The sequence below is a fragment of the Rhizobium sp. 21-4511-3d genome, from assembly GCF_053522545.1.
Map to the genome: position 1 here is coordinate 348,439 of NZ_JBNWCF010000005.1, position 23,937 is coordinate 372,375.

Here is a 23,937-nt window from a genome sequence, read left to right on the forward strand (position 1 = left end):
ACCTTGATCCCTCTCCCGGCGCTTTACTCGACGGAGCTCGTCACATCGGCCGAGGCGGCCTGCAATTCCGGCAGCTTGACCTTGAGGTTTTCGCTCATGAACTGCGTGCCGGCCGCAACGACGATGTCGCCAGTCGAAAGGCCTTCCGTGACGTTGACGCCGTCACCGGTGAAATCGGCAACCTTGATCTCGCGGGCATGAACCGTCGCCGCCTGGCGGTCGACGACCCAGACGATCTTCTTGCCTTCCTTCTCGGCCAGCGCACTGAGCGGCACGGCGACGTAGGGATTGGCATTGGTGACGTTGGCTTCGACAGTCGCCGTCATGCCCAGGAGCACACGGGGATCGTTCGGCAGGCTGACGCGGACCGAGAAGGTGCGTGACTGCGGATCGGCAGCGCCCGAGACTTCGCGAACCTTGCCCTGGAGAACCAGCTTGTCATCGGACCAGAAGCTCGCCTTGACCTTCTTGCCCGGCTTGAACTCGGCGATGTCGTTTTCCGGCACCGCGATCTGCACTTCCTTTTCGCCATCGACCGCGACGGTGACAACAGGCGTACCGGCCGAGACCACTTGACCGGTATCGGCGTTGATCGTGGTGACGATGCCGTTCTGGTCGGCCTTCAGCTGCGAATAGCTAACCTGGTTCTTGGCCTGATCGAGAGAGGAGAGCGCCGCATCGCGCGTCGATACCGACTGGTCGTAGCTCAGCGAAGCCTGTTCCAGCTGGGATTTGGAGGCGACGCTCTTGTCGAACAGCTGCTCGGCACGCTTGTTGGCGAGATCGGCCGTCTGCACGCCCTTTTCGGCGGCGGCCAGATTGGCCTCGGCGCTCTTCACGGCAAGTTCGTAATCGGTGGAATCGATAGTGGCGAGGATATCGCCGGGCTTCACCCTGTCGCCGATATTGACGCGGCGCTCGGTGATCTTGCCGGCAACGCGGAAGCCGAGGTTCATCTCGGTGCGCGCCTTGACGGCGCCGGAATAATCGAGGACCCGCGTGTCACCGGCCTTGGCGATCTCAACGACCTTGACCGGACGGATGATCTCCGGAGCCTCGGCTTTCTTCTCGTCACTGCAGGCGGCAAGCCCGAAGCCGAGCGCGCCAACGAGCGCAATGCTGAGGATGGACGGCACGCGGCGGCTTTCTTGCGAAATCATGTTCGCACTCCCAATCTTTTTTGATGTTCTCAGACGGCCGAGCCGCCTGTTATTTCAGTGCTTTCAGAGAGAATTCGACGAGTTCGTCGATCGTCGCCCGATTGGTCTTTGCAAGACACTGGGCCACGATCTGCGGGTGACACAGGGTCACCGTCGCCGCACCGAAACAACGCGAAGCCGCATCCGCGTCTTGTTCGGCAAACTCACCGGCGGCAATCCCCTCGCGGATCACGTCGGCAGTCAATGCTTGAATGCTGTCGATATGCTTGTCGATGACATGCCAGTCGCGCTCGATCGCGACGACGACCATCTCGTGAACCTTTTCCCGGTCGAGCATGGTGTCCACGGTCATCTGATACTGCCCATGCACGAAGAGCCGTAGCCGCTCGGAAGCGCTGATCGGCATGTGGCAGACGTCGTATGCCTGCTTGTAACTCGCAACCAACATGCGTCCGCAAACCGCCTGGTGGATTTCCACCTTGGAGGCAAAGAAGCGATAGATATTGGCTGGCGACATGCCGAGATCGCGCGCCACATCGGCAACCGTCGTCTTGGCGTATCCGTAGTGCCGGAACAGCTTTTCAGCCGAGTCGAGAATGCGTGTGACATTCTCCTGGCGGGTGCTGTCCAATATGTTCTCGGCGGTTTCGATCATATTTTCGGCGGCCTCACTTACGACTGACGATTTTTGAATTTCGTCAGTCGTAAGATATCACCCGTCAGATGTCAATAGAATTGGCGAATACAAAAATGCCGCGGCCAAAGGCGCGCGGCATTCAACAGGCGGTTTTGAAGCAGTTAGGAGAGCGTGACGTCGAGCGTGATCGGAACCGCCGACAGCGCCTTGGAGACCGGGCAACCGGCCTTTGCCTTGTTGGCAAGCTCGGTGAATTTCGCTTGGTCGGCACCGGGTACCTTGCCGGTGAGAGCCAGATGGATCGCGGTGATCGCAAAGCCGCCCTCGACGCTTTCAAGCGTCACCTTTGCCGTGGTTTCCATGCTTTCCGCCGTCAGCCCGGCTTCGCCGAGGATCAGCGACAGCGCCATGGTGAAGCATCCCGCATGGGCCGCGCCGATCAGTTCTTCCGGGTTGGTGCCGGGAACGCCTTCGAAGCGGGTGGCGAAGCCATAGGGCTGCTCCTTGAGCGCGCCGCTCTGCGTCGAAATCTTGCCCTTGCCGTCCTTGAGCCCGCCGGACCATTGGGCTGAAGCTGTACGATTGATCTGCATGCCGTCCTCCGTTGCGATTGAAGCTTAAGGCGGTCAACGCCGCCACCCTGGGAAGGCGAAACCTTCCTGCCCGGCAATATAAGGCTCTATCGCGTGTTGAACACAGCTATACGAAAATCATTCAGGCGGGATGCTGCTGGACGCTGAGGCCGCCGTCGACGGTCAGGCAGGTGGCGTTCATGAACGGGCACTCGTCGGAGATCATGAACACAGCCGCCATGGCGATCTCCTGCGGTGTTGCGATCCGCCCGCCGGGATGCAGCTTCATCGTCTCGGCCCTCGCCGCCTCCGGATCGGCAAAGCCGTTCCAGTAGTCGATGACCTTTTGCGTCGCGACATAGCCCGGTGCCAGCGCATTCACGCGAACATTCTTCGGCGCATATTCGAGACCAAGGGACTTGGTCATCCCGAGAAGCGCATGCTTGGCGAGCGGATAGGGAAAGGTATGTGGAATGATCGTGAAGGCATGGGTCGAGGCGATATTCAGGATGACGCCGCCCCCCTTCCCGATCAGCCCCGGCAGAACGGCCTTCGAGCAGTTCCAGGCGCCCTTCAGATTGATATCGAAGCAGCGGTTCCATTCTTCGTCGCTGGTTTCCAGCGGTTCGGCAAAGACGTTGACACCGGCATTGTTAACCAGCGCATTGATCCGCCCGATCTCGCGTTCGGCTTGGGCAACTGCGTCGCCGATCACCTTCGCATCGGTGATATCAGCCGCCATATGGCCGACTGCAGCGCCCTGTGCCCGAAGCCTTTCAGCCTCAGCCGCAAGGAGGGCGCCATCCATATCGATGAGGAAGACGGCCGCCGCTTCGCGAACGAAAGCCTCGGCGATCGCCAGCCCGATGCCCTGCGCCGCGCCAGTGATGAACACGCGCTTGCCTGCCAGACGTCCTACCAAAGCTCTCTCCTCAAATTCCCGCAGCCGAAAGGCTGATCGTCATTCGCCCCGCAAGGCTCTCACCCGGCGCCAGCAAAACCAGCCCGCCAAAATCCCGCATATGATGGCCGTTCGGCAAGTGGCTCATCGGCTCGAAGCAGAAGAAGTCCGCATTCCCGGGCGTATAGATCATGTAGTTTCCGAAGATCCCATCCATCTCGATGTCGGCGCCGAGATCAAGCTCCGGCCACCGGATCGACGCAGCGCCATTCCAACCCTCGAAGGCATTGTTGATCCATCGATCGGGCACCGGTCGCGGGGTCGAGAAATCGAGCTCTGCGGGAATGGCAACCGGCTCATCCGGCAGATAGCCCTGCCGCTCCGTCCAGAGCAGTGATGCCGGAGCGAGCAGCGTCGCGTTCGGCGTCAGCGGAAAGAACGGATGAAAGCCGAGCCCGAAGGGCATCGACGCGTCACCGCGATTGGTTACGGACAGGACATTCTCAAGACGGCGGTCATAAACCGAAAAGCCCTGCGATGCCGAGTAGCGATAGGGCGAGACACGCCCCGCTTCATGCTCATAGCTCAGCGTCAGCGATCGCTCGTCCTGCGCTTGGATATTCCAGAGCCCAAGCCACCCATCACCATGCAGGTAAAGCGGATCATCCGTATTCGGCTGGAACGAATAGTCGCGCCCATGAACGGTCATCACGTTGTATTCGACGCGATTGCCGAAGGGCAGCAGCGGAAAGCTCGCCATGCCGCCATCAGGTCCGCCCCGCGGCTGCAGGAAGGGACGGCCGCGGAATGCTGCGCTGCGTATCGCGCCGCCCTGCCGGGACACGGAGATTTCGAGACCGCCGTCGGCGATCCTGATCTCGTCCATGCCCGCGACCCCGCTCACCCGCGCCGGCCCGCTGCGGACGACCGGAGATTGTCGAGCAGCACCGCGATCAGCAGGATCAGGCCGCGCACGACATACTGGTAGAAGGCCTGGATATTCAGCAGGTTCATGACGTTCTCGGCAATGCCCATGATCAGAACGCCGACGATGACGCCGGTCATCGCCGCGCGCCCGCCGGCCAGCGACACACCGCCGAGAACGCAGGCCGAAATGACCGAGAGTTCGAGGCCGGTCGCCGCATTCGGCTGGCCCGACGTGATGCGCGAGGCAAGCAGGATACCGGCGATGGCGCAGACAAGCCCCTGCAGCGCGAAGATCCAGATGCGCATATTGACGACATTGACGCCGGCAAGCCGGGAGGCCTCCGGATTGCCGCCGATCGCCAGCGTGTTCTTGCCGAAGACCGTGCGGTTCAGCACGAAGCCGAAGACGATGAACAGCGCGATCATGATCCAGATCGGCGTCGGCACCGTCAGGACGCGCGACAGCGCCAGCTGATAGAATGCCGGATCGTTGATGCCGACGGCGCGGCCATCCGAGGCGATCAGCGCCAGGCCGCGAACGATCTGCATGGTCGCCAGCGTCGTGATCAGCGCGTTGATGCGAAACTTGGCGATGACCACGCCATTGACGACGCCGACGATGCTGCCGCAGATCAGCGCTGCCAGCAGACCGAGTGGGATCGAACCCGTCGAGTTCGACACCATGACGGCGATCATGCCGGAGAAGGCGACGGTCGAGCCGACCGAGAGGTCGAAGTCGCGCGAGGCCAGGCAGAACATCATGGTGCAAGCGACGATGCCGATCGTCACGACGGACTGTAGCAGGCCCAGCATGTTGCGTTCCGTCAGGAAGCTCGGAACGGTCAGCGAGACGATGACGAAGGCGATCGCGAAGATCACCACGAGGCCCTGTTCGCCGAGAAGGATTTTTTTCAACGAGTTCATCACTACCGTTCCTGAATTAGAGTGTGCCGGCGGCATTCTTGTCGGGCAGAGCCGCGGTCAGAATGCTGCGTTCGTCGAAATCGGCGCGCGCCACATTGGCGGCGACGCGGCCCTGGCACATGACCATGATGCGATCGGAAATGCCCATAACCTCGGGCAGCTCGCTGGAGATGACGACGATCGCCATGCCACCCGCCGCGAGCTCATAGAGGATCTCGTAGATCTCCGACTTGGCGCCGACATCGATGCCGCGCGTCGGCTCGTCGATTACCAGCACCTTGACGCCCTGCTCCGAAAGCCAGCGGCCGAGAATGACCTTCTGCTGGTTGCCGCCGGAGAGATTGATGATGTCCTGTTTGCGCGAGGGCGTGCGAACCCGGAGCTTGGCGATGAACTGGTCGGCGACCGAGGCTTCCTTCTTCGGGTTCAGAATGCCGAAGGGCGAGAAATGGCGGCGTGACGAGATCGCGATATTCTCCTCGATCGATCGCCCCTGAATGATGCCGTCGAACTTGCGGTCTTCGGGGCAGAGCACCATGCCGGCATTGATCGCCGCCTTCGGATTGTCGGGAGAGACGGCGACGCCATCGATCTCGACCGTGCCCTGATGGCGATGATCGGCGCCATAGAGCAGTCGGGCCATTTCGCTGCGCCCGGCACCGATCAGGCCGAAGAAGCCGAGAATTTCACCCTTGCAGACGGAGAAGCTGATCGGATTGCGAAGCTTCGAGCCGGAGAGGTTTTTGACGTCCAGCCTGATTTCGCCGACCGAGCGCTCGCGCCAGCCCCAGATATTGCTGATCTCGCGTCCGACCATTTCGGCGATGATCTGGTCACGTGTCGTCTCGGCGACCTTGGGATGATGCGCTGCAAGCTTGCCGTCGCGAAGAACGGTGAGGCTGTCGCAAAGCCGGAAGATTTCATCCAGCCGATGCGAGACATAGAGGATGACGGTGCCCTTGGCCTTCAGCTTCTCGATCAGCGAGAAGAGGATTTCGCTCTCCCGCGACGACAACGACGACGTCGGCTCATCGAGCGCGATGACCCGCGCATCGAGCATGACGGCCTTGGCGATTTCGACCATCTGCCGCGCGCCGATCGACAGCGTCGCGACCTTCGCTGACGGATCGACATCGATGCCGATTTCCTCAAGCTTGGCGCGAACGGTCTCGATCAGCGTCTTGCTGTTGATGACGCCGCCCTTGGCGGGGAAGCGGCCGAGCCAGAGATTTTCGGCAACCGTCAGTTCCGGAACCAGCTGCAGTTCCTGGTGAATGACGATGACGCCGGCATGGAAGGCATCGCGCACGGAGCCGTATTTCTGCTCCTCGCCATCGATGACGATGCTGCCCTCGTCGGCGGACTGGTCGCCGGAGAGCACGCGGATCAGCGTCGACTTGCCAGCGCCGTTCTCGCCCATCAGCCCGTGGACGGCACCTTTTTCAACGTCGAAGGAGACATTGGAAAGCGCCCGGACGCCGGGATAGCCTTTGGAGATGTTGTTGAATTCGAGGAAAGCCATGCCAGCTCCATGGAGAAAGAGCCCGGCGGCTTTCAAGGCCGCCGGGGTGAAATCACCTTGGGAGGATGATTACTGGATGCCGAGGTCCTTGCGAACCTTTTCATAGTCGCCGCGCAGCGCCAGCGAGCCGGAAGTCAGCGTCAGCTTTGCCGGCTCCTTGCCGTTGGCGATCCAGTCGTACATGTTGAGCGCGGTTTCGTAGCCGTGACGCTTCGGCGAGATGATGACGGTGCCGAAGAAGCCGGTGGCCGAAGGCTTCTTGAACTCGTTGATCGCCGAATCCGCGCCGCCGATGCCAACGCCGATCATGTTGTCGGCGGCAATGCCGACCGATTCCGAAGCGCGGACTGCGCCGAGAACGGCTTCATCGTTGAGGCCGAAGGCAACCCAATATTTCACGTCGGCATGCTTGTTGAGAACGGTAGTCGCGGCGTTGAGGGCGGCTTCCGTATCGGTCTTTGCCTGCGGCGCGTCATAGATATTCTCGGCCGGGAAGCCGGCAGCCTTCAGCACGGAGATCGCGCCTTCGACGCGGTCGACGGCGGTCGGAAGCTGATCGTAGGAGATGCGGATGGCGCCGACATTCTTCATGTCCCAGCCACGCTTCTTGATTTCGTCGACCAGCGCCTGACCGACGGTTTCGCCGATCTTGGTGGCGGAGATACCCATATGCGGAACGTCTTCCAGCGGCTTGCCTTCGGCATCGACGAGACGGTCATCGACGGTCATCAGCTTCAGCTGGTTGGCAGCGGCCTTGGCGACGATGCCGGGGCCGAGCTTGACGTCCGGCGTGCAGACGATGAAGCCCTGCGCGCCCTGGGCGCCGAGGTTGTCGATCGCCGACTGGACCTTTTCGCCGTCCTCAGCGCCGATCTTGACGAGGGTAAAACCCTTTTCCTTGGCGGCCTGGTCGGCGAACTTCCATTCGTCCTGGAACCACGGCTCTTCCGGCTGCTTGACGATGAAGCCGATCTTGACGTCCTCGGCGAATGCGGAGCCGGCGGCCAGAATGGCAAACGTGCCAGCCAGGATGGCTGCTTTGAACAAGCGCATGTCTCTCTCCCTAACTCTCAAAAATGAGCATCTGCCTCCCAGGCAGTGCGCTAGAATTAAGTTAAATCATCATACCAGTCAATTGCCTTTGTATGATGATTGGAATAATAAGATAATATCAAGCCTGCCAGGAGGAGGCGTCGCAAAGGCAATCGAATTCAGCTAAGAGGGTTCGGTTTGCTTCGCGGGCAGAGAAAGCGGAGAGGTTCATTTTGGATTCCATCGAGCGGCAGAGTGGGGATGCAAATCCACGCACGGGAAGCCGTCCACGCGTGCGCAAAAGCGTAACGGCGGCCATTGCCGAAGACATCTTCTCGGAGCGCTATCCGGCCGGCTCGCCGCTGCCGCGCGAGAACGATCTCTGCGAGATCTATGGTGTCAGCCGCACCGTCATCCGCGAGTCCCTGAAGGTCCTGGAATCGAAGGGCCTGGTGCGCGGCAAGCCGCGGATCGGCACCTCGGTCTGCGACCGAGACGACTGGAACATCCTAGATGCCGAAGTGCTCGAATGGATGGGTCCCTATATCAAGGACTTCGACCTGCTCGGCTGCATCCTCGAGGCGCGCCGCACGATCGAGCCTGCTGCTGCCGAATATGCCGCCGAGCGCGCCTCCACCCAGGAGATCGCCGATCTCGACAGCGCCTGGCGCCAGATGCGCGATTCCGCCGGCGATCCCGAAGCCTTCACCGATGCCGACGTGATGTTCCACGCCGTGCTGCTGAAGGCGAGCCACAATCAGGTCTTCCGCCGGCTGCTGAGCGCCATCCACGCCGCACTCAAATATGCGCTCCACGCCTCGAACATCGCCGTAGAGAGCCGCGAGGATGCCGTCGCCGTCCACGGCGAGCTCGTCGAGGCCCTGCGACTGCGCAACCGCGCCAAGGCCCGCGAATGCGCCAACCGCATGCTGGATCTTGCCGTGCGCGACCTCGCGGCTGCCGAAAAGGCGATCGGCCGGACCAAATAGACAGGTAGGCGGCACCGCCGCAGACGCAACACGACAATAGCGAAAGCCCCATTCCATGAAGATCACCAAGCTCACGACCTACATCGTTCCGCCGCGCTGGCTGTTTCTGAAGATCGAAACCGATGAGGGCGTAGTCGGCTGGGGCGAGCCTGTCGTCGAGGGCCGTGCGCTGACCGTCGAGGCCGCCGTGCATGAGCTCGCCGATTACCTGATCGGCAAGGATCCCTTCCTGATCGAAGACCACTGGACGGTGATGTATCGCGGCGGCTTCTATCGCGGCGGCGCCATCCACATGTCGGCTCTGTCGGGTATCGACCAGGCGCTCTGGGATATCAAGGGCAAGGCGCTCGGCCAGCCGATCCACTCGCTGCTCGGCGGCCAGGTGCGTGACCGCATCAAGGTTTACAGCTGGATCGGCGGCGACCGCCCGTCCGATGTCGCCCGCAACGCTAAGGAAGTCGTCGCCCGCGGTTTCAAGGCGATCAAGCTCAACGGCTGCGAAGAAATGCAGATCGTCGATACCAACGAGAAGATCGACAAGGCGGTCGAGACCATCGCCACCATCCGCGAGGCAATCGGCCCGCATGTCGGCATCGGCGTCGATTTCCACGGCCGTGTCCACAAGCCGATGGCCAAGGTGCTCGCCAAGGAACTCGAGCCCTACAAGCTGATGTTCATCGAAGAGCCCGTCCTCTCCGAGAACCGCGAGACGCTGAAGGAAATCGCCAATCATTGCTCGACGCCGATCGCGCTCGGCGAGCGGCTCTATTCGCGCTGGGACTTCAAGTCGGTCCTGGCTGACGGCTATGTCGACATCATCCAGCCGGATCTCAGTCATGCCGGCGGCATCACCGAATGCCGCAAGATCGCGTCGATGGCGGAAGCCTATGACGTGGCGCTCGCCCCGCATTGCCCGCTCGGCCCGATCGCGCTTGCCGCCTGCCTGCAGGTCGACGCGATCAGCTACAACGCCTTCATCCAGGAACAGAGCCTCGGCATCCACTACAACAAGGGCAACGACATCCTCGATTACATCTCCAACAAGGAGGTGTTCCAGTATGCCGACGGTTTCGTCTCGATCCCCCAGGGCCCCGGCCTCGGCGTCGAGGTGGACGAAGCCTATGTCATCGAGCGCGCCAAGCAAGGCCACCGCTGGCGCAATCCGATCTGGCGCCACGAAGATGGCAGCTTCGCCGAATGGTAAGACAGGAAGGGCCGCGAAAGCGGCCCTTTTCAGTAGATGCCGGGGATGAGCCGCCAGGTGTGGCTGCGATAGGCTTCATACTCTGCACCGAACTGCGATTTCAGAAAGGCTTCTTCCGCACGGATTCGCGCGATCACCGGCCATAGTGTCACAAGCACCAGGATCACTCCAACCATCGAACGGAAGGCCAGCGCCCAGCCGAGCGATGTGACCAGCAGCCCGACATAGCTCGGATGCCGGATAAACCGGTAAGGCCCTGCCGTCACCAGTTCATGCCCTGGCTGGATGGCCACAAGGCCGCTGAACCGGCGGCCGAGCACAAAGACCGGCCAGAGCCGCAACGAGCCGCCGACGGCATAGATGATGACGCCGGCCCAACGCACGCCGTCTCCGCCGAATGTCCAGAAATCCAGCCTGTCCGTGTAGGCAGGCAGGTAGCCGAGCAGAAAACCGAGGATAGCGAATGCCACAAGCACCCAGCGGTTCGATCTGTCCTCCCGCTCGCCACCACTGAGATTGCCCTTGCTGAAACCGGCCGCGACCGCCAGCGCAATGGTCACCACCGTCAGCGCCACCAGCGGCGGGTGACTGAAGAACGCTCCGAAACCTCCGAGCCCCGTAATCGCGAGAATGAGAAAGACGGAGGTCCCGAACAGCGACAGAAGCGTCAGTGTCAATGCAGATGAATTTTCCATGGCCTTGCTATGCGATGATCACGAACACCGAACCATTCGCCGCACCGTATTGTTCCCTATCGCCGCCAGGGAAAAGCGGGCAGGCATGGACAGAATGACGATCGCTCAGAGATCGGCGCCGAGCCGCGCCGTCTCCAGCGTATAGAGCGCCTGCGCCCGCTTGACGCCGCGCAGCGCGTAGCGGCCGATGCAGGCAAGCACGTCGCGATCCGCCTGCGGAATGGTCTCGGCGAATTCCGAGGATATCAGCACGTTGAAATCCACCGACCGGCACATTGATGCGATGCGGCTGACTTCGTTGACTGCCGGACCGATGACGGTGAAATCCAGCCGCTCCTGGCTGCCGATATTGCCGTAGAAGACATCGCCGATATGCAGGCCGAGATAGACATCGGTCGTCGGGCGGCCATCGATCTGGCGCGCCGCGTTCAGCGCCGCGAGCTTGCCGCGCAATAGCCGCTCCGCCTCCAGCGCCGCACAGCAGGCGTCCGATGGATCATCCGCCTTGAAGATCGCCAGCACGCCGTCGCCGATCAGCTTCAAGACATTGCCACCCGCCTCATGGATCGCCGAGATGACGACTTCGCTATATTCGTTGAGGAAGGGCAGGATTTCCTCGGGCGAGGCGTTGTCCGAAATCTTCGTGTAGTTCAAGAGGTCTGAGAACCACAGCGCCGCCGAAATCCGTTCCGATTTACCGCGGCTGATCTTCCCTTCCATCACCTGGCGAGCCGCATCCTCGCCGAGATAGACCTCGGCAATGGTGCGGGCGATGCGGCCGAGCCCGATGCATTTGATGGCAAGACCGAGCACCGGCACCAACTTGCGCAGGATGACGAGATCGTGGTCCGAGAAGCCTTCGGGATGGCGCGTCGAGAAATGCGAGAAGAAGCAGTCCATCTCGCCGATCGTGCCCTGCTTCTCGAAGCGGTGGATCATCGCGACATAGTCGGTATGACCCAGCTCGGCCATCTTCTCGAGCATCTGGAAATCGGCGGGATCACCGAAGCCGAGACGGCGGCGGACCTCATTCTCGGTGCCGGCCCAGAGATAGTAGAAGGCCGAGCGCTTCCAGCTCTCCAGCGCCTCGCCTTCGCCGGTCGGGCCATATTCGAATTCGGACTCGACCTCCTGCTCGCTGTCGAAGCGGAAGGCGCGCCCCTCGTGAACGGGATGCAGCGTATCCATCAGCGCCATGCCGCGGTCGATCTGCAGGCCCTTCTCGCGGCAGGCGATGCAGAAGCCGTCGAGCAACTCGGACTCGGTCGCGCCCTTGAGCCCCTGCTCCGTCAACCAGGTCGCAATGGTTCCGATGTCGCTATATTCCATCCCGTCCACCTCGCTTCAGCCCACCACTACCCCGATTTCACCCTTTGCGGAAGCATGGTGGTCCGGCATGTTGAACGGCGTGACGATCTCGACCGCGGAGAGCGGCCCATGTCCGCTGCGCACCGGCTTCGACGACCGGTCGAGAATGGCGCGAAACGCCGATCGCGCATCGCTGCGCAGATCGTGGTGCAGCACGAAATTGATCTTTCCGGATGCAAGCAGCGACCGGTTATCGGCATCGAGATCATGCGCCACGAAAACGCGAAGCTTCCGGCCCGCCGCCTCGAAGGCTGCCAGCACCGCGCGGTTGCCGCCACCGATCGAATAGACGGCATCGATGGTCGCATCCGATGCCAGCGCCCTTGCCGCCAACGAGCCCGTTGCCGCATCCGTGCCATGCCCTTCGCTGATCTCGGCGATACCGATAGCCGGGTAACGTTCGCGGATCACGCGGCGAAAGCCGATCTCCCGCTCCTCCTCGCCGCGGAACCGCCCACTCGAGAGAGTAACCAGCACATGCCCCGGAGTGCCCCCGAAGACCGAGCCGATCAGATAGGCCGCCGTCTCGCCCGCAGCCCTGTTGTCCGCACCGGTATAAGCAACTCGCGGCGAGTTCGGCAGATCGGTCACCAGCGTCACGACGGGGATACCGGCCTCATCGGCGCGCCGGACGGCGGCGACCACTTCCGGGACATCCGGCGCCTTCAGGACGATGCCATGCGTGCCGCGCAGCCGGATGCGGTCGAGCAGCTGCACAAGTTCAGCGGGCTTCATCACCTCGGCGAAATGGAACCGGCAGCGGAAAACGGTCGGCAGCAGCGTTGCGACTTCCGCCTCAAAGGCGGCGCGGACGGCATCGCTGAACCGCACCGGCGTTTCCATGACGATATCGATCGCCAGCTTTCGCCCTGCCACTTCGGCACCGGCCTGCTGCTTCTCCAGCTCGGCAATCGCCGCCTTCACCCGCTGCTCCGTCTGGCGGCGCACGCCGGCCCGTCCATTCAGTACCCGGTCGACGGTTGCTGTGCTGAGACCAGCCTGAAAGGCGATGTCCTTGACGAGAAAGGGATGGGCCATGGCTGCTGTTCTGATGGTTTTTTGATGGATTTCTGATCTATATCAGCAAATCCTGCGGCGTATAGTTGCTTCATCAGATTTTGGAGGAGCACCTGATGAAAACCGACAACCTGCAGAAAATGCGCGCCGACCGCGTCTGGCTGACGGAAGATGCCTGCGATCTCGGCGATTTCCGCGCGCTGGCCGAAAAGACCACGGCACTGGCCGACTACCCCACCGCCGACAGCGTCGAGAAGAACGTCCTGATCTATGACAGCCGCAAGGTCACCGAAGCGATCGCCGATCCGGAAGGCCGCCGCGCCGTGCTGGCAGAGATCTGCGAAGCCTTTGGCGAAGGCCCAGGCGTCGTCGTCTTCAAGCGCGCTTACGAGGATACCTCGATCATCGACCGCGCCAGCCAGATTTTCGACGAGATCATTGAGGAGCAGCACCGCACCTCGACGGGCGGCGGTGACCATTTCGCAAAGCCCGGCGCCAACGACCGCATCTGGAACTCGCTCGAAAAGCACTGCCTCGCCGATCCCAAGAATTTCGCGCTCTACTACGCCAACCCGATCGTCGCGATCGCCAGCGAAGCCTGGCTCGGCCCGAGCTATCAGATGACGGCGCAGGTGAACCGCGTCAATCCAGGCGGGGCCGCGCAGTCTGCGCATCGCGATTATCACCTGGGCTTCCAGTCCTCCAAGGTGATCGAGCAGTTTCCCGCTCATGTTCACAAGCTCTCGCCGGTGCTGACGCTGCAGGGCGCCGTCGCCCATTGCGACATGCCGATCGAAAGCGGCCCGACGCTTTTCCTGCCGCACAGCCAGACCTATGTGCCCGGCTACCTCGCGCTCAAGCGCCAGGAGTTCCGCGACTACTTCGACAAGCACCACATCCAACTGCCGCTGAAAAAGGGCGACGTCGTGTTCTTCAATCCGGCGCTCTTCCATGCCGCAGGCACCAACCGCTCGGCGGACATCAAGCGCGTCGCCAACCTGCTGCAGGTCTCCTCCGCCTTTGGCCGCGCCATGGAGACGGTCAACCGCGAGCGGATGAGCGCCAAACTCTTCCCGGCGCTGAAGACGCTGAAAGGCAAGCTCTCGGAAACGGGCATCGCCAACGCCGTCGCCTCCTGCGCCGAAGGCTATTCCTTCCCCACCAATCTCGACCGCGACCCGCCAGTCGGCGGCCTGGCGCCGAAGACGCAGGCGCAGCTGATGCATGAGGCGCTGAAGGAAGGCTGGAGCGACGAGGCCTTCACCAAGGCACTCGCCGATCAGGCGGAGAAGAAGCTGACCTGATCAGCTCATAAGAACGACACCATTGAAGCCTCTCGTTTCGACGAGGGGCTTTTGCCGTGAGATCACCATTCAACACATCGGAGGAACCATATGAGCACAGATACCAGCCGCCTCGACGGCAAGATCGCCATCGTCACCGGCGGCACCCAGGGCCTCGGCGCCACCATCGCCCGCCTGTTCGCCGAGCGCGGCGCCAAGGGCATCGTCATCTGCGGCCGCAACGAACAGAAGGGCAAGGCGAAGGCCGAGGAGCTTTCATCGAAGACCGGCGCCAGGGTCGTCTATGTCAAGGCCGATCTCGGCAAGGTCGAGGACGCGCAGAATGTCGTGCGCGCCTGCGACGAGATTTTCGGCCGCGTCGATGCGCTGGTGAATGCCGCGGCGATCACCGACCGCGGCACGATCCTCGACACCAGCCCCGAACTCTTCGACCAGATGTTCGCCGTCAACGTGAAGGCCCCGTTCTTCCTGATGCAGGAGGCCGTGAAGGTGATGCGGCGCGAGAAGATCGAGGGAACGATCGTCAATATCGGCTCGATGTCGGCAAAAGCCGGCCAGCCCTTCATCGCCGCCTACTGCGCATCCAAGGGCGCGCTGGAAACGCTGACGAAGAACACCGCCTATGCCCTGCTGCGCAACTGCATCCGCGTCAACGGCCTCAACATCGGCTGGATGTCTTCAGAGGGCGAGGACCGCATTCAGCGGGAGTATCACGGCGCGGCGGAAGACTGGCTGGCAAAGGCCGCCGCAAGCCAGCCCTTCGGCCGCCTTGTCGACCCGGAAGAGGTGGCCCGCGCCTGCGCCTATCTTTCCTCTGCCGAATCCGGCCTGATGACCGGCTCCGTCATCTGCTTCGACCAGTCGATCTGGGGCGCCTATGACGGCTCGCCGCATCCGGTCGCCGCCCTCTAAGTGACTGCCGGAGCCCGGTAATTTTCGGCACCGGGCTCTGGCACCGCTCACCGTTTGCGTTTACGAAAGACACGGCCAATCGCTTTGGGAGGAGCAATTCAGTGTCCGAAACCCCGCTCTACGACATCCGTGACGAACGTTTCCGTGGCCTGATCGCCGGCAGCGCCCGGCTCGAGGAACTCTATAGCGGCTGCCGCTGGGCCGAGGGTCCCGTCTGGTTCTCCGACATGAACTGCCTGATCTGGAGCGACATTCCGAACGAACGGATGATGCGCTGGGTTCCGGACGGCGGCGTCTCAGTCTTCCGCTCGGCGTCCAACTATGTGAACGGCAACACCAGGGATCGCCAAGGCCGGCTGGTTTCCTGCGAACATGGCGGGCGGCGGGTTACCCGCACCGAGGCCGACGGCCGCATCACCGTTCTCGCCGACAGCTACAACGGCAAACGGCTGAACTCGCCCAACGACGTCGTCGTCAAGTCGGATGGTTCGGTATGGTTCACCGATCCGAGCTACGGCATCATGTCGGATTATGAAGGGCATAAGGCGGACGAGGAGCAGGAGACGCGCAACGTCTACCGCATCGATCCGCAGAGCGGCAAAGTCGAAGCCGTGGTGACAGATTTCATCCAGCCGAACGGCCTCGCTTTCTCGCCGGATGAAAAGCAGCTCTATATCGCCGATTCAGGCTCGTCCAACCACGAGGTTCCGCGCCACATCCGGGTGTTCGACGTGATCGACGGCAAGACGCTGGCCAACAGCCGCTTCTTCTGCACGATCGACAAGGGCGTTCCCGATGGCTTCCGCTTCGATGTTTCAGGCAATCTCTGGAGTAGCGCGGCCGACGGCGTTCACTGCTTTGCGCCCGATGGCACCCTGCTCGGCAAGATCCTCATCCCGCAGACGGTCTCGAACATCTGCTTCGGCGGCTTCAAGACGAACCGGCTGTTCATCACGGCCACCCAGTCCGTTTATTCGATCTACACGACCACCAACGGCGCGCAGTATCCGTAAGGCTCAGGAGGCGCGGCGGGCCGATTGGCGCAGGCCGTGCTGAAAGCCCTGCTTCATCTCGGCAAAGCCATCGAAGCCGAGATGCTGGGCGAACCGCACAACGCTGGTCTGCGAGACCTTGCAGCGCTCGGCGATCTTCTGGCTGCTTTCGAAGGCGAAAACGTCAGGCCGTTCGGCCGCGAGCCGGGCGAGTGCGGCCAGCCGCTCCGGCACGTTGCGATGCACCGCCGCCCAGAAATTCTTGCTGATCAGGAATTCGTGGACGTCGCTTTCAGCCTTCAGCGAAATCAGCTGCATCGCATTCCTCCTCGATGAATGCCGCCCGCGGAGGCCGGGGCGAGACCGCCCCAGCCCACACGGGAGGAAGCTCAGACCTTGCCGTCAGGGCGCGGATGCAGCGCTTCGGCGCGGTGCCAGTTTTCCAGGATCCGGCCATCCCTGTGCTTCTGCTCCGCCCAGCGGATGCCGTTGGAGATGACCTTGTGGATCGTCTTGTCGTGATAGATCGGATAGGTCTCGTGGCCTGGGCTGAAGAAGAAGATGCGCCCACGGCCGCGCTGCCAGGTGCAGCCACTGCGGAACACTTCGCCGCCTGAGTACCAGGAGATGAAGACCAGCTCGTCCGGCTGCGGGATATCGAAGGGCTCGCCGTACATTTCCGAGGCATTGACCTCGAAGAAGGGCGGCAGACCCTCGGCGATCGGATGCGAGGGATTGATGACCCAGACGCGCTCCAGATCGCCCGCCGGCGACTCGCGCCACGAGAGATTGGCATTGGTGCCCATCAGGCGGCGGAAGAGCTTGGAGTGATGGCCGGAATGCAGGATGACCAAACCCATGCCCTTCAGCACCCGCTGCTGGATGCGGTCGATCAGCCCATCGCTGACCTCCTCATGCGCCATGTGGCCCCACCAGAGCAGCACATCGGTATCGTTGAGCAATGAATCCGGCAAACCTTCGTCCGGATCATCCAGCGTGCCGCGGCGGATCTCGAAGTCGGGATGCTTGATGCCGGCCGCGATCGCGCCATCGATCCGGTCAGGATAGATATCCTGCACTTCCTTGTGCACCTGCTCGTGCCGGCCCTCGTTCCAGATCGTTACCTTGATCGTCATGATAGTCCTCGATGTTAAGAAAGATTGGCCGAGCGGATGACCCGGCCCGACGCGTCGAAGAGGTGGCAGGCAGCCGGATCGGCCGAAAGCGAGACCCGATCCCCGGGCCGGACGGCAATATCGCCATCGGCGCGAACGATGATCGGGTCCTGCGTGGTGCCAACGGTGATGTAGGTTTCGACGCCGAGCCGCTCGACGATCGCCACCTCCGCATTGAAATTGCCCTGCCCCTCGCCGACGATCTTCAGATGTTCGGGCCGCACGCCGAGGCGCACTTCGCCCTGCGGCACCGATGCGGCATCGGGCATGTCCATCCTCAGCCCGATCGGGCTATCGAGTGCGATCCGGCCCGCCTGTCGCGTTGCGGTCGCCGGGATCACGTTCATCTTCGGCGAACCGATGAAGGTCGCGACGAATTCGTTCTCCGGCTGATGATAGAGGCTCATCGGCGCGCCCTGCTGCGCAACCGTGCCCTTGTTCAGGACGACGATCCGGTCAGCCATCGTCATCGCCTCGACCTGGTCGTGGGTGACATAGACGACGGTCGCCTTGAGCTCGCGGTGCAGCCGCTGCAGCTCGGCGCGCATCTGCACGCGGAGCGCGGAATCGAGGTTGGAGAGCGGCTCGTCGAACAGGATCAGCGACGGCTTCTTGATGATCGCCCGGCCGATCGCCACGCGCTGGCGCTGACCACCCGAGAGAGCTGCCGGGCGGCGATCGAGGTAATCGGTGAGCTGCAGGATCTCGGCGACACCCTCAACCTGCTTGCGGATCTCCGCCTCCGGCACCTTCTTCAGACTGAGCGAGAATCCGATATTCTCGGCGACCGTCATATGCGGATAGAGCGCGTAGGACTGGAACACCATGGCGATGCCGCGCTTGTCCGGCGGCACGTCGTTGATGCGCTGGCCATTGAGGATCAGGTCGCCCTCGTCGATGCCTTCCAGACCGGCGATCATGCGCAGCAGCGTGGACTTGCCGCAGCCCGACGGGCCGACGAACACGGCGAACTCGCCATCCTCGACGGTGATGTCGACGCCCTTGATGACTTCCAGCGCACCGTAGAATTTGCGGACGTTCTTGAGATTGATCATTCGGTTTCTCTTTCTTGTCTCAGCCCTTCACGCCGCCAGAGAATGTCTGGACGAGGAAGCGCCGCGCGAAGCCGAAGGCGATGACGGCAGGCAGGAGGTAGATGAAGGCAAGGGCCGCCAGCAGGCCGTAATCGATCTCGTTGATGCGCAGGAAGGCGCGGAAGAGACCGAGCGGCAGCGTCTGCAGCTCCGGCGACGACAGGAAGATCAGCGGCAGCAGGAAATCGCCCCAGGCCGACATGAAGGTGAAGAGACCGGCAGCGGCCAGACCCGGCAGCGCCAGCGGGATCAGCACCCGGCGGATGCGCTGGATCATGGTGGCGCCGTCCATGACAGCCGCTTCTTCATAATCGCGCGGCAGCCCATCGAAGAATGTCTTCATAATCCAGAGCGCCAGGGGCAGCTGCATGGTGGCGAGCACCAGCATGATGCCGAGATAACCATCGATGAAGCCGGTCCAGCGCATGATGTCGCGGGCAAAGCTGAAGAACACCGGTCGCAGCACCGCGCCCTCGGCATTGTTCAGCGTCAGCAGGAATTTATAGAGCGGCACGACAAGCGCCGTCGGCGGCAGCACGCGGATCAGCAGGATGGCATAGAGGAAGGGCAGCTTCCACCAGGCCCGGGTGCGCGACAGCGCGTAGCCGCCGAGACCGGCCAACACCATGACGATGAAGGTCGCGCCGCCAACGACGAAGAGCGAGTTGAACAGCCACTTCGCGCCGTCCTCCTTGACGAAGACACGGGCATAATTGGCAAGCGTCCATTGCTCCGGCCAGCGCAGGAAAAGCTGCGCATTGCCATCGAAGGAGGCGAGCAGCACCCAGAAGAAGGGCACGGCACAGAAGATCGAGATCAGCGACAGCGTCGCATAGGCGAGAAGGTCGGAACGCGTCTTGTTGGCGCTTTCGCTTGGAGAGATGACGGCCATATCAGATCTCCACCTTCATGGCCCGCACATAGGCAATGCCGAGGATCAGCGAGATGACCAAGGCAACCACTGCGACCGCAGCGCCATAGCCGAGCTGGAAAGCCGTGAAGGACTGGTTGTAGATATAGATACTGACGAGCTCAGTCGCTCCACCCGGACCACCGCGGGTCAGCGCATAGACGAGACCGAAGACGGCAATCGTCGAGACGGCGGAGATCAACATGTAGAGCAGGATCGTCGGCATCATCAGTGGCAGCGTGATGCGGCGGAACATCTGCGACGGGGTCGCGCCATCCATACGGGCAGCCTCGTAGATTTCGTTGGGAATGGTGCTGAGACCGGCGGTGAGCAGGATCATGGCGGTTGCGATACCGCGCCAGGTATTGACGATGATGATCATCGCCAGCGGGAACGTATTCAGCCAGTCGGCGGGCGTGATACCGAAGAAGCTGACGATGCGCGACAGCGTCGCGTGTTCGCCGCCGGCCAGCATCGAGATCCACATGAAGCCGGCAACGACTTCAGGCGCCGCATTCGGCAGCAGGATGATCGACGAGAAGATGCGCCGGAAACGGATTTCGCGGCGAAGCGCCATGGCAGAGACGAGCCCGAGCACGAACTGCCCGATGATCGCCGAACCCATGACGAAGAAGAAGGTGACGAGCAGCGAGTTCCAGAACTTCGCGTCGTTGAAAAGCCGCGCGTAATTGCGCAGGCCGACGAAGCGCGGGCGGAGCGCTGCAGCACCCGTCAGGGCCTCGTTGGTGAAGCTCAGATAGAGCGAATAGAGCGCAGGATAGATGACGAACGCCAGCAGCAGCACGAGCGAGGGCAGCAGGATGATGAGAAGCTGGCGCTCGGCGCGGCGTTCATGAGAGTTTCTGATCATCGAAGCTCACAACCTTATCGAATGAACCGGGAAACGCGGCAAGAGCGCCGCGTTCCCCAATCTTGGGCGGGAGAAAGTAACCCAAGCTTACTTCACGGCGTCGTCGCCGAGCGTTTCCTTGACATAGTCGACCAGGATTTTCTGGGCGCCAGCCGCATCGGTTTCCTTGCGCAGCAGCGCTTCGGTTGCGCGGGCAACACCTTCCGAGACGGTGCCGAAGCCGGAAGCCTGCTTCAGGAACACACCGTTTCCGGCAGCCGCATGGATCGGCACGAGCTCCGTCAGCTTCTGGAAGTCGGCATTCTTGGCCGCATCCTTGCTGGCCGGAATGTTGCCGATGCGGGCAGCGTAGGAGACCTGCGTTTCGACCGAGCCGATTTCCATCAGCGCCTTGATCGCCAGTTCGGCATTGGCGGACTTGGCATTGACGGCCCACGGGGCGGCAAGGTTGGCGAGAACGTACTGACCGCCGCTCTGGCCCGGAACGGTCCAGGTGCCAACGACCTTGGTCACGTCAGGGATCGGGTTCTTGCTCTCGCGGCCCCAGTCGAAGATGTAGCACCAGGAGCCGCAAGTGGTGGCGGCAAGCTTGCCCTGCGGGAACATTTCATACTTCGGCACGACCCACGGCTCCGGTCCGAGCAGCGGTTGAACCGGCATCAAGTCGTTATCAATCAGCTGCTTGTAGACGTCGAAGACATCCTTGACGCCCTCGCCGTTCAGATCGAGCTTGCCGTCGGCATCGACGATCTGCGGCGTCTTGGAGCCGACGATCAGATGCTGGAAGCCTTCGTCGAACGCACCGCCTCCCCAGGCAACACCGGCCGGGAAGAGCAGGCCGTATGCGCCGGTCTTCTTTTTGATCTCAGCGGCGCGGTCGAGCAGGTCCTTCCAGTCCTTCGGCTGGTCAGTCGAGATGCCGGCCTTTTCGAGAACGTCCTTGCGATAGTAGATTTCCTGAATGCCCAGCATGAAGGGCATCACATAGGTCTCGCCATCGGGGCTGACGGCCAGCTGCTTGGCGACGTCATAAAGACCGTTATAGCCTTCCCAGGCCTTGAATTCCTTGGTGACCGGAGCGAGGTAGCCCGCCTCGACCATATCGGCAACGGCCGATGCCGTCGGGATCGAGAACAGGTCGGGCGCATTACCGGCGCCGAGTTCGGTCAGAAGCTTGGTGAGATAATCCTTGTCCGGCGCCGGATATTCGACGACTTCGACCGTCACGCCATATTTCTTTTCGATGCGCTCGACCGTCGACTTCATGGCGTCGATGCCCGACTGACCATGGTTGGCGATGCGGATCGTTTCAGCATGCGCCAGCGTCGAAACCGCGCTGAGCAAAATGGCGCAAAGGCCACCGATAACCGTCTTCTTCAACGGAAGTCCTCCCTCTTTAAAACATGGCGCCCTCCAGCACCTGCGGAAAATGTACACGCATTCCTATATCTGACAAGTCGATTTTCACGGCGATCTCTATCCAAATTTTAATGCATTGATTTTCAATTATTATTTATAGCTTGCCAGTCGTGATTGCTTTGTGTAATCGTTTGCACAATGAGTTTCGGGAGGATTTTTCATGGTTGAGAAACTGCGCCTCGGCGTCATTGGCGCCGGGCTGAAAGCGGCCGAATATGCGGCCAGCTGGGCACGCATGCCCGAGATCGAATTCGTCGCTCTCGCCGATACGATTCCGGCCTCACGCCAGCGGCTGATGGACGTCTGCACGGCAGCCGGAGCACCGGCGCCCGAGGCGTTTGAGGACTATCGCGAGATGCTGGCGACGCGCCGTGATGCGCTCGATATCATCTACATTTCCACGCCGCACGCCTTCCACGGCGAACAGGCTGTTGCCGTCGCCGAAGCGGGCCTCGATCTCTTCCTCGAAAAGCCGATGGTGACGACGGTTGCCGAAGCCGAGCGGCTGATCGCGGCGCAGAAGAAATCCGGCGTCACCATCGTCACCGCCTTCCAGGGCGGGCTCTCGCCATTGGTCCTCGACACCCGCAAGCGCGCGGTGGCCGGCGAGTTCGGCGATCTCATCGCCATCTCCGGCATGATCTGGGAAAACTGGGCATCGAACTATAGCGGCCACTGGAAGCAGCAGCCGGAAGTCTCCGGCGGCGGCTTCATGTTCGATACCGGTGCGCACATGATGAACACCGTCTGCCTGTTGGCGAACTCGGATTTCGAGAGCGTCTCGGCCTACATGCACAATCACGGCCGGAAGGTGGATATCGCAACCGCCGTCTCCGCCCGGCTGAAGAACGGCGCGCTGGCGACGCTGACGGCCGCCGGCGAAGGCCCTCCCGGCTGCGCCTCCTACATCACCTTCTTCTATTCCAAGGCGATCGTTCGCATCGACGCCTGGGGCGGCTGGCGTGAAATAAGCTTCGGCCGCACCAGCGAAGCCCGCGAAGAGGCCGAAATCCTCGGCAATCCCATGAAGAACTTCCTCGCAATCCGCGCCGGAAGCATGGAAAACTCCGGCTCCGTTGAAATGGGTTTGCGATTCGCTAAGCTCTGGGACGCAATCAAGGAATCGGCAGCGGCGGAGGGAGTGCCCGTCAGGATCGCCGACTAAGGCAATTCCAGCAAAACTGCGCAGCGGTTTTGCGTCCGGAATTGCGTAACAAGGGATACACCGTTCCGCCACTCGAAGAAGAGCGGAATGGGTCTGGACGGGAGCAGGCATGAGCAGGAAACGCATCACCTCCAAGGAGCTGGCAAAGCTCGCCGGCGTATCCTCGGCAACGATCTCGCGCGCCTTCTCGCCGGATTCCCGCATCGGCAGCGCCACCCGCGACCGCATCCTGGCGGTCGCCCGTGAACACGGATACCAGCCTAACGCCATTGCCCGCTCGCTGAACAACCAGCGCTCGCGGCTCGTTGCCCTCGTCGTCAACGCGATCGGCAACCCTTGCGAGGCGGAAGAACAGCAGCTGCTCGTCCACCGCCTGCAGGCCCGCCAGCTCCTGCCGATCATTCTCTGCTGCGCCGATCACTCCGACCGCCTGCAGCTGATGCGGCTCGCCTCGACCTACCAGGTCGATCACGTCGTCGTCTTCTCCGACATGGTCTCGATGCAGGATGCCGTCGACATCTTTCACACGACCAAGCCGATCATCGTCTCCTTCGAGCCGCTGGAAAACGAGAACGTCTCGAGCATCCGCATCGATGGCGCCGTCGGCGCTGCCGAGATCATCGACAAGATCGTCAAGGACGGGAAGAAGCGCTTCGCCTATCTCTCCGGCACCAAGTCGAGCTGGATCGACAAGCTGCGCCGCAAGTGGTTTGCCGATGCGCTGGCCAAGCACGGTCTCGATTTCGAGGCCGAAGCCTTCGGCGACTATTCCTACGATTCAGGCTTCAAGGAAGCCGTCATGCTGCTGCACCGCTCGAAGGTCGATGCGATCATCTGCGGCAACGACGTGATGGCGATCGGTGCGCGCGACGCGGCCCGCCGCGTGCTCGGCAAGAACACGCCCGGCGATATCGCCATCGTCGGCCAGGACGGCATCGCCATGGCCGCCTGGGACTGCAACGACCTCACGACGCTCGGCCTGGACCATGTCGCCTTCATCGACGCCGTGGTCGAGGTGATCGAACGCCACGAGCAGGATATCGAAGGCCCGCACAACATCACGCTTGCCTGCACGCCCCGCTGGGGCTCCACCGCCTGAGGCAGCGCTTTTCATTGCATCGAGGAGGAATTTCCGTGACCATCATTT

24 protein-coding genes are annotated in these 23,937 nt (G+C 61.9%); 7 read left to right on the plus strand and 17 right to left on the minus strand.

The features are described from left to right. Positions 1-23: 23 nt before the first annotated feature. From ACQZ5H_RS14245 to ACQZ5H_RS14280, 8 genes are all read right to left on the minus strand, one after another. Positions 24-1,160: an efflux RND transporter periplasmic adaptor subunit gene (locus tag ACQZ5H_RS14245; protein WP_449098078.1), complete on the minus strand. Its 1,137-nt coding sequence runs from the start codon at positions 1,158-1,160 to the stop codon at positions 24-26. Positions 1,161-1,209: 49 nt separating this feature from the next. Continuing rightward, positions 1,210-1,815 carry a TetR family transcriptional regulator gene (locus ACQZ5H_RS14250; protein ID WP_112719809.1) on the minus strand — a complete coding sequence of 202 codons (606 nt, stop codon included), beginning with the start codon at positions 1,813-1,815 and terminating at the stop codon, positions 1,210-1,212. Between the two features lie 143 nt (positions 1,816-1,958). Next, positions 1,959-2,390: an OsmC family protein gene (locus ACQZ5H_RS14255; protein ID WP_112719810.1), complete on the minus strand. Its 432-nt coding sequence runs from the start codon at positions 2,388-2,390 to the stop codon at positions 1,959-1,961. Positions 2,391-2,511: 121 nt separating this feature from the next. Then, positions 2,512-3,291 (minus strand): SDR family oxidoreductase, encoded by a 780-nt coding sequence (locus tag ACQZ5H_RS14260; RefSeq protein ID WP_449098079.1) that lies wholly within the window; start codon positions 3,289-3,291, stop codon positions 2,512-2,514. A gap of 10 nt (positions 3,292-3,301) precedes the next feature. Continuing rightward, entirely contained in the window at positions 3,302-4,156 is an 855-nt protein-coding gene (locus ACQZ5H_RS14265; RefSeq protein WP_449098080.1) for an aldose 1-epimerase, read from the minus strand. Between the two features lie 14 nt (positions 4,157-4,170). After that, positions 4,171-5,121 (minus strand): L-arabinose ABC transporter permease AraH, encoded by a 951-nt coding sequence (gene araH, locus ACQZ5H_RS14270; protein WP_449098081.1) that lies wholly within the window; start codon positions 5,119-5,121, stop codon positions 4,171-4,173. A gap of 16 nt (positions 5,122-5,137) precedes the next feature. Beyond that, positions 5,138-6,643: an L-arabinose ABC transporter ATP-binding protein AraG gene (araG, locus tag ACQZ5H_RS14275; RefSeq protein WP_449098082.1), complete on the minus strand. Its 1,506-nt coding sequence runs from the start codon at positions 6,641-6,643 to the stop codon at positions 5,138-5,140. 69 nt (positions 6,644-6,712) lie between these two features. Further along, on the minus strand, positions 6,713-7,696 hold the full coding sequence (locus tag ACQZ5H_RS14280) for an arabinose ABC transporter substrate-binding protein (RefSeq protein ID WP_449098083.1): 984 nt from the start codon (positions 7,694-7,696) through the stop codon (positions 6,713-6,715). A gap of 212 nt (positions 7,697-7,908) precedes the next feature. Between ACQZ5H_RS14280 and ACQZ5H_RS14285 the strand changes: the two genes are divergently transcribed. Next, positions 7,909-8,664: a FadR/GntR family transcriptional regulator gene (locus ACQZ5H_RS14285; RefSeq protein WP_112719816.1), complete on the plus strand. Its 756-nt coding sequence runs from the start codon at positions 7,909-7,911 to the stop codon at positions 8,662-8,664. Positions 8,665-8,719: 55 nt separating this feature from the next. Then, the gene (gene dgoD, locus ACQZ5H_RS14290) at positions 8,720-9,868 is read left to right on the plus strand and encodes a galactonate dehydratase (RefSeq protein WP_449098084.1); all 1,149 of its coding nucleotides are present in this window, start codon (positions 8,720-8,722) and stop codon (positions 9,866-9,868) included. A gap of 29 nt (positions 9,869-9,897) precedes the next feature. Here dgoD and ACQZ5H_RS14295 read toward each other — a convergent pair whose 3' ends face one another. From ACQZ5H_RS14295 to ACQZ5H_RS14305, 3 genes are all read right to left on the minus strand, one after another. Continuing rightward, positions 9,898-10,545, minus strand: coding sequence for a methyltransferase family protein (locus ACQZ5H_RS14295; RefSeq protein WP_449098085.1), 648 nt, complete (start codon positions 10,543-10,545; stop codon positions 9,898-9,900). Between the two features lie 123 nt (positions 10,546-10,668). Then, positions 10,669-11,892, minus strand: a complete 1,224-nt coding sequence (locus ACQZ5H_RS14300; RefSeq protein ID WP_449098086.1) for an adenylate/guanylate cyclase domain-containing protein — start codon at positions 11,890-11,892, stop codon at positions 10,669-10,671. A 15-nt stretch (positions 11,893-11,907) separates the two neighbouring features. Continuing rightward, positions 11,908-12,969 (minus strand): LacI family DNA-binding transcriptional regulator, encoded by a 1,062-nt coding sequence (locus ACQZ5H_RS14305; RefSeq protein ID WP_449098087.1) that lies wholly within the window; start codon positions 12,967-12,969, stop codon positions 11,908-11,910. A 95-nt stretch (positions 12,970-13,064) separates the two neighbouring features. Between ACQZ5H_RS14305 and ACQZ5H_RS14310 the strand changes: the two genes are divergently transcribed. From ACQZ5H_RS14310 to ACQZ5H_RS14320, 3 genes are all read left to right on the plus strand, one after another. Next, entirely contained in the window at positions 13,065-14,252 is a 1,188-nt protein-coding gene (locus ACQZ5H_RS14310; RefSeq protein WP_449098088.1) for a phytanoyl-CoA dioxygenase family protein, read from the plus strand. Positions 14,253-14,342: 90 nt separating this feature from the next. Beyond that, on the plus strand, positions 14,343-15,164 hold the full coding sequence (locus ACQZ5H_RS14315; protein ID WP_449098089.1) for an SDR family oxidoreductase: 822 nt from the start codon (positions 14,343-14,345) through the stop codon (positions 15,162-15,164). A 101-nt stretch (positions 15,165-15,265) separates the two neighbouring features. Further along, entirely contained in the window at positions 15,266-16,177 is a 912-nt protein-coding gene (locus tag ACQZ5H_RS14320; protein WP_449098090.1) for an SMP-30/gluconolactonase/LRE family protein, read from the plus strand. 3 nt (positions 16,178-16,180) lie between these two features. Here the strand turns inward: ACQZ5H_RS14320 and ACQZ5H_RS14325 are convergent, their stop codons facing one another. From ACQZ5H_RS14325 to ACQZ5H_RS14350, 6 genes are all read right to left on the minus strand, one after another. After that, positions 16,181-16,474, minus strand: coding sequence for a MurR/RpiR family transcriptional regulator (locus tag ACQZ5H_RS14325; protein ID WP_112719823.1), 294 nt, complete (start codon positions 16,472-16,474; stop codon positions 16,181-16,183). A 71-nt stretch (positions 16,475-16,545) separates the two neighbouring features. Beyond that, entirely contained in the window at positions 16,546-17,292 is a 747-nt protein-coding gene (locus ACQZ5H_RS14330; RefSeq protein WP_130282331.1) for a ThuA domain-containing protein, read from the minus strand. A 14-nt stretch (positions 17,293-17,306) separates the two neighbouring features. Beyond that, the gene (locus tag ACQZ5H_RS14335) at positions 17,307-18,386 is read right to left on the minus strand and encodes an ABC transporter ATP-binding protein (RefSeq protein WP_449098091.1); all 1,080 of its coding nucleotides are present in this window, start codon (positions 18,384-18,386) and stop codon (positions 17,307-17,309) included. Between the two features lie 19 nt (positions 18,387-18,405). Continuing rightward, positions 18,406-19,317 (minus strand): carbohydrate ABC transporter permease, encoded by a 912-nt coding sequence (locus ACQZ5H_RS14340; RefSeq protein ID WP_449098092.1) that lies wholly within the window; start codon positions 19,315-19,317, stop codon positions 18,406-18,408. Between the two features lies 1 nt (position 19,318). Continuing rightward, positions 19,319-20,206 carry a carbohydrate ABC transporter permease gene (locus ACQZ5H_RS14345; RefSeq protein ID WP_112719827.1) on the minus strand — a complete coding sequence of 296 codons (888 nt, stop codon included), beginning with the start codon at positions 20,204-20,206 and terminating at the stop codon, positions 19,319-19,321. 87 nt (positions 20,207-20,293) lie between these two features. Further along, complete coding sequence (locus ACQZ5H_RS14350; protein ID WP_112719828.1) at positions 20,294-21,586, minus strand: ABC transporter substrate-binding protein; 1,293 nt, start codon at positions 21,584-21,586, stop codon at positions 20,294-20,296. Positions 21,587-21,785: 199 nt separating this feature from the next. Here ACQZ5H_RS14350 and ACQZ5H_RS14355 point away from each other — a divergent pair, with 199 nt between their 5' ends. Together ACQZ5H_RS14355 and ACQZ5H_RS14360 are read left to right on the plus strand one after the other, a co-directional pair. Then, positions 21,786-22,790 carry a Gfo/Idh/MocA family protein gene (locus tag ACQZ5H_RS14355; protein ID WP_449098093.1) on the plus strand — a complete coding sequence of 335 codons (1,005 nt, stop codon included), beginning with the start codon at positions 21,786-21,788 and terminating at the stop codon, positions 22,788-22,790. A gap of 109 nt (positions 22,791-22,899) precedes the next feature. Then, positions 22,900-23,889, plus strand: a complete 990-nt coding sequence (locus tag ACQZ5H_RS14360) for a LacI family DNA-binding transcriptional regulator (RefSeq protein WP_112719830.1) — start codon at positions 22,900-22,902, stop codon at positions 23,887-23,889. Positions 23,890-23,937: the final 48 nt, after the last annotated feature.